This is a genomic window from Actinomadura sp. 9N215 (assembly GCF_044326345.1).
Lineage (GTDB): Bacteria > Actinomycetota > Actinomycetes > Streptosporangiales > Streptosporangiaceae > Spirillospora.
In genome coordinates this window covers 178,735-193,593 of the sequence record NZ_JBIRBA010000012.1, presented here as the reverse complement: position 1 = coordinate 193,593, position 14,859 = coordinate 178,735, and the positions used below count along the sequence as shown (strand labels likewise).

Genomic DNA, 14,859 nt, shown 5'->3' with positions numbered 1-14,859 from the left:
GAGGCTACTTTCCGCCCATGATGAAAAAAGACTGTAGTTGCGGACATGGCAGCGGCTGCTCCTGCCCGAAGGGCTGCTCCTGCGGCTGCAACGGCTGACCCTACTTCGGGACGGACGCGTACCAGAGGAGCGGAGACTCGGAGCGTGCGCCGGACGTCGTCCCGACGGCCAGGACGGCGGATCCCGCGGCGGTCAGCGCGGTGAGCCGCTGGTCGCCGGGCCCGGACAGGCCGGGGACCTGGATGCGGCTCCACGTGACGCCGTCCGCCGACGCGAGGACGGCCCCGTCCCCCTTCGAGGTGCTCGCCGCCACGACGAAACCGTCCGGCGTCACGGTGACGGCGGTGGCGGTGACGTCCGCGCCCAGGCCATGCGGAGCCCATGTCGTACCGCCGTCGGACGAGACCAGCGCCGTGGCTCCGGCGCCGATCGCCACCAGGACGTCGCCGTGGGCGGCGATCTCGGTGAGCGGGCCGGTGGCGAGGCCGGACGGGAGCCTGGCGGGCGTCCACCTCATGCCGTCCGGGGACGTCCACACGGCGGGCGCCTTGCCGCGGCCGCCGACCACCACGTACTTGCCCGTCGCCGTGGCGGTGACGTCGGCGGGGACGCCGTCCAGGAGGGTGCGGCGCCACGCTCTGAGATCGGCGGAGCGCCAGGCCGCGCCCGTCCCGACCGCGACGTAACCGGCCGGGCCCGAGGTGGCCGCCACGGGCGGCGGGCCGCCGGGGAACGGCGACTTGCGCCAGGTCAGGCCGCCCTGCGACGTGAGCGCGAGCGGTCCGGGAGACGCGCCGGACGTGCGCCCCACGGCGAGCCAGCCCTTGCCGCCGTGGACGACGTCCGAGAGCCAACCGCCGGTGCCGGGGAACCTCGCCCGCGTCCATGCGCGGCCGTCGGGGGCCGTCCAGAGCGCCGTGCCGCCGTTGGTGCTGCCGACCGCGACGGTACGGCCGGGCGCGGCGGCGAGTGACCTGATCGAGCGTTCCGGACGGACCGCGCCCGGAACAGTCCGCAGATCCACGCCGGAGAGGTAGGCGTCGTTGCCCTGCCGCCCGGAGATCACGGGCGTGCGGGCGGCGATCGTCAGGCCGCTGCTCTCCACCGCCGCCGGGACGGCGCCGCCCGACCGCCAGGTGCGGCCGTCATCGCTCTGCAGAATGGTGCGCGCGCCTTTCGCGCCCTGCACCAGGACGGCCACACCGCCGCCACCACTCCCGCCGCTCCCGCTCCCGCCGAACCGCTCGATGCCGTGGCCGTCGAACCGGCTCGCGGCCTGCCAACGCTGGCCGTCGACCGAGGTGAACAGGACTCCGAACTGCTGCGTCCTGCGCTTCTTCTTCCGGCCGATCGTCCGCTTCCCCTCGCGGACGGTCGCGAACCAGCCCGGACCGGCCGCCAGGCCCTTCGTCGGGCCGTACGAGCCCTGGGCCTGCGGGACGGTCACGAGCGTCCACGTGCGTCCGCCGTCCGCCGACCGCCAGAGGCCGTCGGAGCGCACGGTACGGGTGACCTTCTTCCGGCCCTTCTTCGCAGTGACCCTCCTGGAGTAGATCCCGTGCACGACCAGGACGTTTCCGTGCGAGGCCACGCGGTCGAGGTTCGTGACCCCCCTCGGGCCCTCGGTGCGCTGCCACGTCCGGCGGTCGGCGGTCGTCCAGACGACGGCGCGGCCGGCCGACGTGCCCGCCGCGACGAAAGCGCCGCCGTCCCCGTCGCCGTGGGTCAGGGCGTTCACCGTGTCGGACGGCTTGAACGGCGCGGCGAGCGGCTGCCGCGTCCAGGTGTCGCCGGTCGCGCTCGTCCACGCCACCGGGCCGCCGTCGGACGAGCGGCCGAGCGCCAGCCAGTCGCCCGCCGAGCCGGCGACATGGCGCGGGCCGTCGCCGGTCGGGGGCGCGGAGCCGTCCGCCGAACGCACCTCGGCGACCGACCAGGCGTGCCCGCCGTCGCGGGAGACGAGGAACCGGGGACGCTCCCGGCCGGGAACGCCGTCACCCTCGGCGCCCGCGGCGACGATCGTCCCGCCGGTGGAGGCGACGGCGGTCAACTCCTGGACGAGCCCGTCCGTCGCGGCGGCCGGGTCGGTGGCGAACAGCGCGTCCGCCGCGACCGGGCCGGGGACGCCCGCCGGCGTCGCGGGCTTCTCGTCGCCCCAGGACGCGCCGACGACCACCCCACCGGCGACCACGACGAGCCCCACCGCGACCGCGAGCCGCGACCGCAGCCCCGACAGCGCCTCGGGCGCGGGCTTCGGAGGCCCCGCCACCAGCACGTCACCGGGATCGGGCTTCGCCCTGCCCCCCGCAGTCCCGCGCGACGCGGGCTGACGCTTGGCACCCTTCGGCGTGGCGGGCTCCCGCTTGGCGGGCTTCGGCTTGGCAGGCTTCGGTTTGGTGGCTTTGGGGTTGGCGGGCTTCCGCTCGGCAGGTTCCGGTTGAGCGGATTCCGGCGCACGGGACTCCGGCTTGGCGGGCTTCGGGGCGTCCGGCGCATCGGCGGGTCGTTCGGTGCGCTGCCGGGGCGGGGCGCCGTGGCCCCAGCGCAGCCCGGCGGCGCGCCACGCCTCGTACGCGCGCTGCCAGGGCGACAGCGTCGCGGGCATGCCCGCGAGATCGCCGGCGACGCCGAACGTCAGCCGCCGCCGGACCTGGCGGGAGCCGGCGGGCTCCTCCTCGGCCGTCCGCCGGGCCTCGTCCTGCTCCGGGGTCCTCGCCGTCACACGCGCTCCTTCACGGTCCTGTCGGACCACCATCAAATCGCGCCACGCCGGTCCATGTACGGACATCCGCGTGAACGGCGGCCGATGGGGCCGCGGGAGCGTTCTATCACCTCACGACCGGTGTATACGATCTTTCGCTCCGATCAATCCCTTGTAGGCATAACAGCGGATATGGACGACCGGTACCTCGGCGGGCGGGACGCGCCGACGCGCGATCTTGCCTGCCGCTCCGCCGGGCGTCCGTCCGCTAGATTCGGAAGCGGCCAGCACCGAGGGGGGACGATCGATGGGCGGGACGCTCGGCCGCGCGCACGGTCCGTACACGCTGTACGACCTGGACGCGCTCCCCGAGGACGGCCGCCGCTACGAGCTCGCCGACGGCTGGCTGAACGAGCTGCCCGGCGACCTGTGGCACGACCACGCCGCCGACCAGCTCAGGGCCGTCCTCAAGGAGGCGGCCCGGCAGGCGGACGCCGACGTCCACATCGCCGGGGCCCCGCAGGACGTGACCACCCCGGCCGGCGTCCGCAAACCGGACGTGTTCGCCGTGGCCCGCGACACGGCCCGCGCCGCCCTGGAGCGCCAGACCCGCACCTACTACGGCCCCGACCTTCTCCTGGTCGCCGAGATCGTCACGCCCCGCACGGTGAACGAGCAGATCGACCGCGTCCGCAAGGTGGACGAGTACGCCGCGACCGGCATCCCCCACTACTGGATCGTCGACCTGGAGCCCCGCCCCACCGTCACCCTCCTGGAGCTCGCGGACGGCCGGTACGAGCTCACCGGCAAGGCCCGCTCCGGCGAGACCGTCACCCTGGACCGTCCCTTCCCCATGGCCTTCGACCCCGCGCGCCTCTCCGAAATGGATTGACCGGCCGAGGAATGGACTGACCGGCGGAGCCGGTGGGGAAGACTGAAGCCGCGTAGTCGATCAAGGAGGGTCGCGATGGCGGAGGTCATGCGGGCGGTTCGGCAGGACGTGGCCGGCGGGCCCGAGGTGCTCGGGGTGGTCGAGGTCGAGCGGCCGGAGCCGGGGCCCACCGAGGTGCTCGTGCGGGTGCGGGCGGCGGGCGTGAACCCGACCGACTGGAAGCACCGGGTGGGCGGCGGGTTCCTCGTGCCGCCGTTCGTCCTGGGCTGGGACGTGTCCGGCGTGGTGGAGAAGACCGGCGTCGGCGTGACGATCCACAGGCCGGGCGACGAGGTGTTCGGGATGCTGAGGTACCCGTTCGGGGGCGGGTCGCACGCCGAGTACGTCGTCGCGCCGTCGCGGACGTTCGTCGCCAAGCCGCCGGAGATCGACCACGTGCAGGCGGCCGCGCTGCCGCTGGCGGGGCTGACCGCGTGGCAGGCGCTGGTGGACACGGCGGAGGTGAAGCGCGGGCAGCGGGTGCTGATCCACGCGGCGGCGGGCGGCGTCGGGCATCTGGCGGTGCAGATCGCCAAGCACATGGGCGCCCACGTGATCGGGACGGCGAGCGCCCCCAAGCACGATTTCCTGCGCGGCCTCGGCGTGGACGAGCCGATCGACTACCGCGAGACCGACTTCGCCGACGCCGTCGCGGACGTCGACGTCGTCCTCGACACGATCGGCGGTGACTACGGGCCGCGTTCGCTGCGCACCCTGCGGCGCGGCGGCGTGCTGGTGTCGCTGGTGCTCAGCAGGCTCGACGCGATCGACGCCGAAAGGGCCGGGGTGCGCGCGGAGAGCCTGCTGGTCGAGCCCGACTTCCACGCGATGACACGGCTCGCCGCGCTCGCGGCGGCCGGGTCGCTGCGCGCCGAGATCGACTCGGTCTTCCCGCTGGAGGACGCCGCGAAGGCGCATGAGCGGGGCGAGACCGGCCGCGTCGCGGGCAAGATCGTCCTCACCGTCGGCTGAGCCGTCGGGCGCGCCCCCCGGCCGGGTCTAGGCTTGATCATGTGCAGTTGCTGACGACGCTTGACGGCTGGCGGGCTCAGGCCGGGCCGAGGTTCGTCCTGTCCGAGGCGGGCGCGGTGTGGGCGCCGGACGACGCGGCGGGGGCGCTGGCCATCGCCGACGACGCGTTCGCGGACGGGCAGGTCATCGCGGTCGCGCTCGAGCCGGAGCCCGGCGCCGCGCCGCAGCGCGGGGTGATCGACCGGACGGCGGCGTCCCGCGTCCGGTACGCGCGGCGCGGCCCGGACGGACGGCACGTCGCCCTCCTCGACCGGCCCGCGACCGCCGAGGCCCTGGACCTGCTGCCGCATCCGGAGGGCGGCTGGTACCGGGAGACGTGGCGCTCGGACGCGGCCTTCACCCCGGACGGATACCCGGGCGAGCGGGCCGCCGCCACCGGCATCTACTTCCTGCTGCCGCCGGGCGAGGAGTCGATGTGGCATGCCGTCCGGTCCGCCGAGATGTGGCTGTGGCATCGGGGCGGCCCGCTGGCGCTGCTCCTCGGCGGCGGCGGGGACCGGCCGTCCGAGGCGCCGGAGGCGATCACGCTGGGGCCCGGCGTGACGGACGGGCAGGTGCCGCAGGCCGTCGTGCCGCCCGGAGTCTGGCAGGCGGCCCGTCCGGCGGGGGCGGAGGAAGTGCTGGTCAGCTGCGTCGTCGCGCCCGGCTTCGACTTCGCCGACCTGAGGTTCGATCATTGATCCCATGGCACCGACGCTCGGACTCTTCGCCGTCAACCTGCACGCCTGCGCGGAGCCGCGCACGGCGGGCCGCATCGTCCGGCTCGCCGAGGACCTCGGGTACGACTCGGTCTGGGTCGGCGACCATGTCGTCCTGCCCAGCCCGCGCGTCGACCCGTCGCCCGAGGAGCCGGACGCCCCGTTCCTCGACCCGCTGATCGCCCTCGCGCACCTCGCCGCCCGCACCGAGCGGATCGCGCTCGGCACCGGCGTCGTCGTCCTGCCGCAGCGCAACCCGCTGGTGCTCGCCAAGCAGCTCGCCAGCCTGGACGTCCTCAGCGAGGGACGGCTGATCTTCGGCACGGCCGCCGGATATCTGGAGCCTGAGCTGCGCGCGGTCGGCGTCCCGCCGGAAGGGCGCGGGGCCCGCACCGACGAGTATCTGGCCGCGATGCGGTCGCTCTGGTACGACGACAAGCCCGCCTTCCACGGGCGGCACGTGAGCTTCGAGGACGTGGACGCCTACCCGCGTCCGGTGCAGCGCCCGATCCCCGTGGTGACGGGCGGGCACAGCCCGGCGGCGCTCCGGCGGGCCGCGCGGCACGCGGACGGCTGGTACGGCTGGATGCTCGGCCGCCGCGCCGCCGCCGACCAGATCGGACGGCTCCGCGCCGCCGCCGACGAGGCCGGACGGACGCGTCCGCTGCACATCTCGGTGAGCCCGCCCCGCCTGCCGGACGCCGAGTTCGTCCGGGCCTACGGCGAGCTGGGCGTGGATCGGCTGATCGTCGTCCCGCCGATGGGCGTCCCGGCGTCCGACGTGGAGCGGTTCGTGGCCGAGCACGCACCGCGCAAACTGGGCGCCCAGCCCGCCGAATGACAGAACCCGGCGCCCGGCCCGCCGAATGACAGAACGCGGCGCGCGGCCCGCCGAGTGACGGGACGCGGCGCGCGGCCCGCCGAATGACGGGACGCGGCGCGCGGCCCGCCGAGTGACGGGACGCGGCGCGCCGCCCCCGTGCGTGGCCTCACAGGGGCGACGCGCCGCAGGTCATGGGGAAGGCTCAGGCGGATCGGAGGAGAACGCGGCGTCGAACGCGGCCGCCGGGGACCGCGTCGCGTTGAGCGCGCGGACGAACTCCAGGGCCTCGGGGGCGCCTTGCAGGCGGTCCATTCCGGCGTCCTCCCATTCGATCGAGACGGGCCCGGCGTAGCCGATGGAGTTGAGGGCGCGGAACACGTCCTCCCACGGGACGTCGCCGCGTCCGGTGGAGATGAAGTCCCAGCCGCGCCGCAGATCGGCCCACGGCAGGTGCGACGACAGGCGCCCGCGGCGGCCGTCGCCCGTGCGGATCTTCGTGTCCTTGCAGTCGACGTGGTAGATCCGGTCGCGGAAGTCGAGCAGGAAGCCGACCGGGTCGAGGTCCTGCCAGACGAAGTGGGACGGGTCGAAGTTGAGCCCGAACGCGGGACGGCGCCCGATCGCGTCCAGGGTCCGGACGGTCGTCCAGTAGTCGTAGGCGATCTCGCTCGGGTGGACCTCGTGCGCGAACCGGACGCCGGCCTCGTCGAACACGTCCAGGATCGGGTTCCAGCGGTCGGCGAAGTCGGCGTAGCCGCGCTCGACCATCGCGTCGGGCACGGGCGGGAACATCGCGACCGTGTGCCAGATCGAGGAGCCGGTGAACCCGACGACGGTGCCGACGCCGAGCGCGGCGGCGGCGCGGGCGGTGTCCTTCATCTCGGCGGCCGCGCGGCGCCGGACGCCCTCGGGCTCGCCGTCGCCCCAGATGCGCGGCGGCAGGATCGCCTGGTGGCGTTCGTCCGGGATGTCGCAGACGGCCTGCCCGACGAGATGGTTGGAGATCGCCCACACCTTCAGGTCGTGCTTGGCGAGCGTCTCCAGCTTGCGCGGGACGTAGGCGTCGTCGGCGAGGGCCCGGTCGACCTCGAAGTGGTCGCCCCAGCAGGCGATCTCCAGGCCGTCGTAGCCCCAGCCGGACGCGAGCCGGCAGACCTCCTCGAACGCCAGGTCCGCCCACTGGCCGGTGAACAGGGTGATCGGTCGTGCCATCTCAGTCGCTCCCTTCGATGTCGACCCAGCGCCGCGCGGCGGCGCTGTCCGCGACCGCGGCGAGGACGCGCTGCACCTGGAGCCCTTCGGCGAACGACGGGCTCGGGTCGGCGCCGTCCGCGATGGCGGTGAGCAGGTCGGCGATCTGGTGCGTGAACGTGTGCTCGTACCCCAGCAGGTGGCCGGGAGGCCACCACCGCCCGGCGTACGGATGGACGGCCTCGGTCACGACGATCCGCCGGAAACCGGACGTCGCCGGGTCGTCGTCCGCGTCGTGGAACCACAGCTCGTTCAGCGACTCCAGGTCGAACGCCAGCGCGCCGGACGAGCCGCTGACCTCGATGCGCAGCGCGTTCTTGCGTCCGGTGGCGAACCGGGTGGCCTCGAACGTGGCGAGCGCGCCGCCGTCGGTGCGGCCGATGAACAGGGCGGCGTCGTCCACCGTGACCCGGGCGGTGCCGCCGCCGGGCAACGGGCGTTCAGGGACGAACGTGTCCAGCAGCGCCGACACCCCGACGAGCGACTGCCCGGTGATGAACTGCGCGATGTCGACGATGTGGGAGGCGATGTCGCCGAGCGCGCCCGACCCGGCCCTGTCACGATCCAACCGCCAGCTGTGCGGGGCCCGCGGGTCGGCCAGCCAGTCCTGGAGGTACTGCGCGCGGACGTGCCGGACGGTCCCGATGCGGCCCTCGTCCACCAGCCTGCGGGCGAGCGCGACCGCCGGGACGCGCCGGTAGTTGAACCCGATCATCGACCGGACGCCGCGCGCCCGCGCCCGCTCCGCCGCCGCGGCCATCGCCTCCGCCTCAGCGACCGTGTTCCCGAGGGGCTTCTCGCACAGCACGTGCTTGCCCGCGTCGAGCGCGGCGACGGCGATCTCGGCGTGGGTGTCACCGGGCGTGCAGATGTCGACGAGCTGGACATCGTCGCGGCGGAGCAGTTCCTTCCAGTCGGTCTCCACCGACGCCCAGCCGAGCGACGCGGCGGCCGCGCCCGCGCGCGCGGCGGAGCGTCCGGCCAGGGCGGTCATGACGGGCGTCAGCGGCGGCCCGAAGAACGGCCCGACGCTGCGCCACGCCTGCGAGTGCGCGCGCCCCATGAACGCGTGCCCGACCATCCCGACCCCGACCATCCCGGTCCCGACCGTCGTCATATCTGCTCCCCTGATCTGTTTCGTCCGCTGGGGAAGCCCCCAGCCCCCAGCGGTGCGACGGGTCGGCGCGCCCGCCCCCCGCCGGACGGGCGCGCCGACGCCCCCGTGCCCCCGGTCTCGACCGCGTCCCGGGACACGGCCGCGCCTCAGGACTCGAAGCCGAGCGGCATGTAGCGGTCGACGTTGGACTTGGTGACGGTCTCGGACGCCAGCGTGAGCGACTGCGGCACCTGCAGCTCGACCAGGTCCGCCATGCCCTTGCCCTGCGCGATCAACCGGCCCAGCCTGATCGCGGACGCGGCCATCGTCGGCGGGTAGGTGACGGTCGCCTCCAGCACCCCGCCCGACCTGATCTCCCGCATCGCGTTGGCCGAGCCCGCGCCGCCGACCATGAAGAACTCCTTGCGCCCCGACTGCTTGATCGCGGCGAGCACGCCGACGCCCTGGTCGTCGTCGTGGTTCCACAGCGCGTCGATCTTCTTGTGCGCGCGCAGCAGGTTGGACGCGACCTGGTTGCCGGACTCGACGGTGAACTTCGCGTCCTGCTTCGCGGTGACGGCGAAGCCGTACGACTTCAGCGCGTCCGCGAAGCCCTTGCTGCGGTCCTGCGTCAGCGGCAGCGTCGCGATGCCCTGGACCTCCACGATCACCGGGTCGGTGACGCCCTTGTCCTTCAGCTTCTTCCCGACGTAGTGCCCGGCGGAGACGCCCATGCCGTAGTTGTCGCCGCCGATCCACGACCGGTACGACAGCTTGTCGGGGAAGACGCGGTCGAGGTTGACGACCGGGATGCCGGCGTCCATCGCCTTGCGGGCGACCTGGTTCAGCTGCTCGCCGTCGTTCGGCAGGATCACCAGCGCGCCGACCTTCGCGCGGATCAGCGACTCGACGGCGGAGATCTGCTGGTTGATGTCGTTGGTCGGCTCGACCGGCTTGAACGTCACGTCCGGGTACTTCTTGGCCTGCGCCTCCGCGTTCTTGGCGATCGCCGCGATCCAGCCGTGGTCGGCGGCGGGCGCGGAGAACCCGAGCGTGACCGGCTTACCGGGCTTGTCGTTGTCGCCGCCGGCCGCGCCCGCCTGCGCGGCCGGCGCCGGGTCGTCCTCGCTGTTGCTGGTGCAGGCCGCGGCGAGGGTGCCGGCCGCGACGACCGCGCCGCCGAACAGCACCCCTCTCCGGGACGGACGAGATGTCTGGTCGCTCATGACGTGCTCCTGGTCGAGGGGGGTGGGGACGGGGTGGTCAGCCGGGCGAGCGGAGCCCGCGGCGCTGCAGCAGCACGGCGATCGCGATGATCGCGCCCTTCGCGATGAGCTGGTCGCTGGTCTGCAGGCCGTTGAGGATGAACAGGTTCGTGATGAGCGTGAACATCAGCACGCCGAGGATCGACCCGGCGACGGTGCCGCGCCCGCCGGTGAGCAGCGTCCCGCCGATGATGACGGCGGCGATCGCGTCCAGCTCGTACAGGTCGCCGTGGGTGCTGGAGCCGGTGGTGGTCTGCGCCATGATGATGATCGCGGCGATCCCGCAGCAGAACCCGGACAGCGCGTACAGCAGCAGCGTGTGCCGCCGGACGTCGATGCCCGCGAGCCGGGCCGCCTCCCGGTTCCCGCCGACCGCGAACGTCCGGCGGCCGAACGTGGTGCGGTTGAGCAGCACCCACCCGGCGGCGGCGACGGCCGCGAAGATGTACACGACCAGCGGCAGCCCGAGCACCTTCGTCGTGGACAGCGCCTCGATCGCGTCGTTCTCCGGACGGATCAGCTGCGTCCTGCGGTCCGACATCCGCTGCGCCAGGCCCCGCGCGGCGACGAGCATCGCGAGGGTCGCGATGAACGGCACCATCCGCCCGTAGGAGATCAGCAGCCCGGTGACGACGCCCGACCCGGTGCCGACGAGGATCGCGCACATCGCCATGACCGCCGGGCCGTACGACTGCGTCGCGACCGTCGTCGCCCACACCGACGCCAGCGCCATCACCGACCCGACCGACAGGTCGATCCCGCCGCCGATGATCACGAAGGTCTGGCCGACGGTGATCACGCCGATGGTGGCGGCGAGCACGAGGATGCCGACCGCGTTCCCGGACGTCGCGAAGTTCTCCGGCTCGGTGATCAGGCCGACGGCGCACAGCAGCGCCAGCGCCGCGACCAGCCCCAGATGCCGGATCTCGCCGACGCCGGCCGCGGGGCCGTTCCCGGCCTTCTTCGTCAGGGAGACGAGGGCCCCACCGGGCCGGTCCAGTCCCGCGTCTTTCCGGGGGGCCTGGGGGGTCGTCCCCCCAGAATGACGCGTCTTGGTCACAGCGCGCTCCCTTCCATGATCATGTTGAGGACGGCGCGCTCGTCGAGGTCGCGGGCGGCGCCGGTGTGCACGACCCGGCCCTCCCGGACGACGAGGACCCGGTCGGCGAGCCCGAGCACCTCGGGGACCTCGCTGGACACCAGCAGCACCCCGATGCCGCGCCCGGCCAGCGCGCGGATCAGCGCGTACAGCTCGGCGCGGGCGCCGACGTCGACGCCGCGGGTCGGCTCGTCCAGGATCAGCAGCCGCAGAGCCGTCGCGCCCTTGCCGGTGGCGCCGAGCAGCCAGCGGGCGAGGACGACCTTCTGCTGGTTGCCGCCCGACAGCGTCACGACGGGACGCCCCGGGTCGGGCGGGCGGATGTCCAGCGCCTCGATCTGGCGGCGGACGTCGGTGAGCTCGCGGCGGCGGTTCAGCCAGCCGAACGACGCGTACCGCGACAGCCCGGCGACGCTGACGTTCGCCGCGACGGTCTCGTTCGGCAGCAGCGCCTGGCTCTTGCGCTCCTCAGGCGCCATGCCCATGCCGCGCCGCACCGCCGCGCCCGTGTCGCCGGGACGCACCGGACGGCCGTCGACGATCACCCGCCCCCGCGCCGGACGCCGCACCCCGTAGACGGTCTCCAGGATCTCCGAGCGCCCGGACCCGACGAGCCCCGCGAGCCCGACGATCTCGCCCGCGCGGACGGTGAGCGACACGTCCTCGAACGATCCGGGCAGCGTGAGGCCCTCGACGCGGAGGATCTCGGGCCGGTCATCGCGCAATTCGTCTGGGCGTTCCGCGCGCTCCGGGAAGACGTACTCGACGTCCCGTCCCGTCATCAGCGACACGATCTCGCCGGTGGACGTGGTCCGCGCCGGCAGCCCGACCGCGACGGCCCTGCCGTCCTTGAGGACGGTCACCCGGTCGCCGACCTGCCGGATCTCCTCCAGCCGGTGCGAGATGTAGACGACCGCGACCCCGGCGCCGGTCAGCTCCCGGATGATGCGGAACAGGTTGTCCACCTCGTCGTGGGCGAGCGCGGCGGACGGCTCGTCCATCACGATGACGCGCGCGTCGTGCGACAGCGCGCGGGCCATGCTGACGACCTGCTTGCCCGCCGCCGGCAGCCGCCCGACCTCGCGGCGCGGCGGGATCTCGGCGTGCCCGAGCCGGCCGAGCAGCTCCCGCGCCGCCCGCTCGGCGTCGCCGCGCCGGGTGAACCCGAACGTCGCCCTCTCGTGGCCGAGGAAGATGTTCTCCGCGACGGACAGGCCGTCCACCAGGTCCAGCTCCTGGTAGATGGTCGCGATCCCGGCCCGCATCGCGGCGGTCGGCCCGGCGAGCCGGACCGGCGCGCCCGCGAGGACGATCTCGCCCGCGTCCGGCTGGTGCGCGCCCGCGAGCACCTTGATCAGCGTCGACTTCCCGGCGCCGTTCTGCCCGAGCAGGCAGTGCACCTCGCCTGGGCGGACGTCGAGGTCGACGCCGTCCAGCGCGCGGACGCCGGGGAACCGCTTGACGATCCCGCGCATCACCAGCAGCGGTTCGGGTTCGGACGAGCCCATCGGGCCTCCTCGGGGGCGGGAGGAACGAAGTCGAAAGGGACGGGCGGAGTCGGTCGGGCGGAGGGAGTGGGTCAGGCGGGGGCGGCGGAGAAGACGTGGTCGCTGATGAGCCGGGCACCGCCGACCACGCCGGCGGTCCCGGCGAGCTCGGACAGCACGATCGGCAGGTTGCCGGTCGCGAGCGGCGCGGACCGGCGGTAGACGACGCTGCGGATCTCGGCGAGCAGCGCGTGGCCGAGCCCGGCGACGCCGCCCGCGATGATGACGAGGCCCGGGTTGAAGAAGCTGACGAGCCCGGCGAGGACCTGCCCGACATGCCGTCCGCCCTCCCGGATGAGCCGCACCGCGACCGGGTCGCCGGCGGCGGCCGCCTCGCCGACGTGCTCGGCGGCCAGGTCCCCGTGGGTCTCCAGGAGGGCCGCGAGCCGCGGCGACGCCCCCGAGCGTGCCGCCGCGGCGGCGTCCCGCGCGAGCGCCGCGCCGCCGAAGAACGCCTCCAGGCAGCCGGCGTTGCCGCACGCGCAGATCGGTCCCTCGTCGTCGACCCGGATGTGGCCGATGTCCCCCGCGCTGCCGGACACGCCGCGGTAGATGGCGCCGTCCACGACGATGCCGCAGCCGATCCCGGTGCCGATCTTGACGAGCAGGAAGTCGTCGACCGAGCGGGCGAGGCCGGCGTGCAGCTCGCCGAGCGCCATCAGGTTCACGTCGTTGTCGACCAGCACCGGGCAGCCGAGCTCCTGGCCGATCGCGTCCCGCACCGGGAACCGGTCCCAGCCGGGCATGATCGGCGGGACGACCGGCATGCCGTCCCGGAAGCTGACCGGCCCCGGGACGCCGATGCCGGTGCCGTGCACCCGCGGGATGAGGCCCTCGTCGCGCAGCTTGCCGAGCAGGTCGAGGGCCCGCTCGAGGACGACGGTCGCGCCCTGCCGCACGTCGCACTGCTCGCTGACGTGGCCGAGCACGTCCAGCGCCCCGTCGGTCACGACGACGTCGATCGAGGTGGCGCCGATGTCGAAGGCGACGAACCGCAGCCGCGGCGACAGCCGGACGATCCCGGACCGCCGCCCGCCCCGGGACGCGGCCAGCCCCGCGCCCTCCACCAGCCCGAGCTCGACCAGCCGGTCCAGCTCCACGGCCAGCTTCGACCGCGACAGCCTGACGACGTCGCCCAGCTCGGCGCGCGAGCGCGGGCCTTCGTCGCGCAGCAGCCGCAGCAGGCGTGCCTGATGCACGTTCTGCGGACGAGCCGACATGCGCATCACGCCGTCCTCTCCTGGCCGGGCCCCAGGGTTGCGGGGGCCTGGCGAGAAGGTAACCGGCTTTCGCCGCGCTGAGAAGACCTTTCCTCTAGATCATCTGAACTTTTTCCACTCAGAGGACAAAGATCGGCGAACGACGGCCCCCGCGGCGGTCACCGCGGGGGCCGTCGGTACTGCTCTCGGTGGTGCGGCCGGTCGGGCCGCCGGCCGCTAGTAGCTGATCGTCGCCTGGCGGCCGCTCATCGTGCGCATGATGTGCTCGACGAGCGTGATCAGCACCTGCTTGGCGTCCTCCCGGTCGCGCACGTCGCAGGAGATCACCGGGATGTCGGGCGACAGGTCGAGGGCGTCGCGGACCTGCTCGGCCGAGTGCCGCCCCGCCCCGTCGAACCGGTTCACGCCGATGATGAACGGCACGCCGCGCCGCTCGAAGTAGTCCACGGACGCGAAGCAGTCGGCGAGGCGCCGGGTGTCCACGAGGACGACCGCGCCCAGCGCTCCCTTGGCCAGTTCGTCCCACATGAACCAGAACCGGTCCTGCCCCGGCGTCCCGAACACGAACAGCACGAGGCCGTTCGGCAGGGTGATGCGGCCGAAGTCCATCGCCACGGTCGTCGTCGTCTTGTTCATGACGGCCGAGGTGTCGTCGATCCCGATGCTCTTCTCGGTCAGCGCCTCCTCGGTGCGCAGCGGACGGATCTCACTGACCGCGCTGACCAGGGTGGTCTTGCCGACACCGAAACCACCTGCCACGAGGATCTTCACCGTCAGCGCGGAATCGCCCGGTGCGGCGTCCGCGTCAGAGCGCACGGATTCCATCGATCACTTCCTTGAGTACGCGCTCGCTGGGGAACTGCGCCACCGGCGCGGGTCGCCGGACCTGAATCAGCGAGCGGTCGAGCAGATCGCCGAGCAGGACACGGACGACCCCGAGGGGGAGTTCCAGATCCGACGCTATCTCGGCGACCGACAGCGGTGTGCGGCAAAGCTCCAAGATCATGTCATGCTCGGGGGACGCGGGAGGCGGCGGAGGGGCGTCCGCCGCGGGTTCCGGCGCCGGCACGGCGGCGATCAGGGCGACGAGATCGAACTCGTCGCCCCCGTAGTGCGTGCGGCCTCCCGTGAGCGCGTAGGGCCGGACGACCGGCCCCGCCGCGTCCTCGTCGTCGTACCAGGCGGCGTCCCCCATC

Annotated in this window: 13 protein-coding genes; 4 read left to right on the top strand and 9 right to left on the bottom strand. The window is 73.8% G+C overall.

The window, feature by feature from the left end:
* Positions 1-100: 100 nt before the first annotated feature.
* Positions 101-2,722, bottom strand: a complete 2,622-nt coding sequence (locus ACH34T_RS21470; protein ID WP_395993964.1) for a hypothetical protein — start codon at positions 2,720-2,722, stop codon at positions 101-103.
* 286 nt (positions 2,723-3,008) lie between these two features.
* On the opposite strand from ACH34T_RS21470, the gene ACH34T_RS21465 reads away from it, so the two are divergent.
* The 4 genes from ACH34T_RS21465 (at position 3,009) to ACH34T_RS21450 (ending at position 6,203) form a co-directional block, all read left to right on the top strand.
* Positions 3,009-3,593 carry a Uma2 family endonuclease gene (locus tag ACH34T_RS21465; protein WP_395993963.1) on the top strand — a complete coding sequence of 195 codons (585 nt, stop codon included), beginning with the start codon at positions 3,009-3,011 and terminating at the stop codon, positions 3,591-3,593.
* Between the two features lie 75 nt (positions 3,594-3,668).
* The gene (locus tag ACH34T_RS21460) at positions 3,669-4,604 is read left to right on the top strand and encodes an NADP-dependent oxidoreductase (RefSeq protein ID WP_395993962.1); all 936 of its coding nucleotides are present in this window, start codon (positions 3,669-3,671) and stop codon (positions 4,602-4,604) included.
* A 41-nt stretch (positions 4,605-4,645) separates the two neighbouring features.
* The gene (locus ACH34T_RS21455) at positions 4,646-5,344 is read left to right on the top strand and encodes a cupin domain-containing protein (RefSeq protein WP_395993961.1); all 699 of its coding nucleotides are present in this window, start codon (positions 4,646-4,648) and stop codon (positions 5,342-5,344) included.
* Between the two features lie 4 nt (positions 5,345-5,348).
* Complete coding sequence (locus ACH34T_RS21450) at positions 5,349-6,203, top strand: LLM class F420-dependent oxidoreductase (protein WP_395993960.1); 855 nt, start codon at positions 5,349-5,351, stop codon at positions 6,201-6,203.
* Positions 6,204-6,374: 171 nt separating this feature from the next.
* Here the strand turns inward: ACH34T_RS21450 and ACH34T_RS21445 are convergent, their stop codons facing one another.
* The 8 genes from ACH34T_RS21445 to ACH34T_RS21410 form a co-directional block, all read right to left on the bottom strand.
* On the bottom strand, positions 6,375-7,397 hold the full coding sequence (locus ACH34T_RS21445) for a sugar phosphate isomerase/epimerase family protein (RefSeq protein WP_395993959.1): 1,023 nt from the start codon (positions 7,395-7,397) through the stop codon (positions 6,375-6,377).
* A gap of 1 nt (position 7,398) precedes the next feature.
* Positions 7,399-8,553, bottom strand: coding sequence for a Gfo/Idh/MocA family protein (locus ACH34T_RS21440; RefSeq protein WP_395993958.1), 1,155 nt, complete (start codon positions 8,551-8,553; stop codon positions 7,399-7,401).
* 146 nt (positions 8,554-8,699) lie between these two features.
* On the bottom strand, positions 8,700-9,758 hold the full coding sequence (locus ACH34T_RS21435; RefSeq protein ID WP_395993957.1) for an ABC transporter substrate-binding protein: 1,059 nt from the start codon (positions 9,756-9,758) through the stop codon (positions 8,700-8,702).
* Between the two features lie 37 nt (positions 9,759-9,795).
* Positions 9,796-10,857, bottom strand: a complete 1,062-nt coding sequence (locus ACH34T_RS21430) for an ABC transporter permease (protein ID WP_395993956.1) — start codon at positions 10,855-10,857, stop codon at positions 9,796-9,798.
* On the bottom strand, positions 10,854-12,404 hold the full coding sequence (locus ACH34T_RS21425; protein WP_395993955.1) for a sugar ABC transporter ATP-binding protein: 1,551 nt from the start codon (positions 12,402-12,404) through the stop codon (positions 10,854-10,856). Before ACH34T_RS21425 ends, ACH34T_RS21430 begins: the two co-directional genes overlap by 4 nt.
* Before the next feature lie 71 nt (positions 12,405-12,475).
* On the bottom strand, positions 12,476-13,669 hold the full coding sequence (locus tag ACH34T_RS21420) for an ROK family protein (protein ID WP_395994040.1): 1,194 nt from the start codon (positions 13,667-13,669) through the stop codon (positions 12,476-12,478).
* A gap of 210 nt (positions 13,670-13,879) precedes the next feature.
* Positions 13,880-14,488, bottom strand: a complete 609-nt coding sequence (locus ACH34T_RS21415) for a GTP-binding protein (RefSeq protein WP_395993954.1) — start codon at positions 14,486-14,488, stop codon at positions 13,880-13,882.
* Positions 14,469-14,858 carry a DUF742 domain-containing protein gene (locus ACH34T_RS21410; protein ID WP_395993953.1) on the bottom strand — a complete coding sequence of 130 codons (390 nt, stop codon included), beginning with the start codon at positions 14,856-14,858 and terminating at the stop codon, positions 14,469-14,471. The genes ACH34T_RS21415 and ACH34T_RS21410 overlap by 20 nt, the downstream gene beginning before the upstream one ends.
* Position 14,859 lies beyond the last annotated feature (1 nt).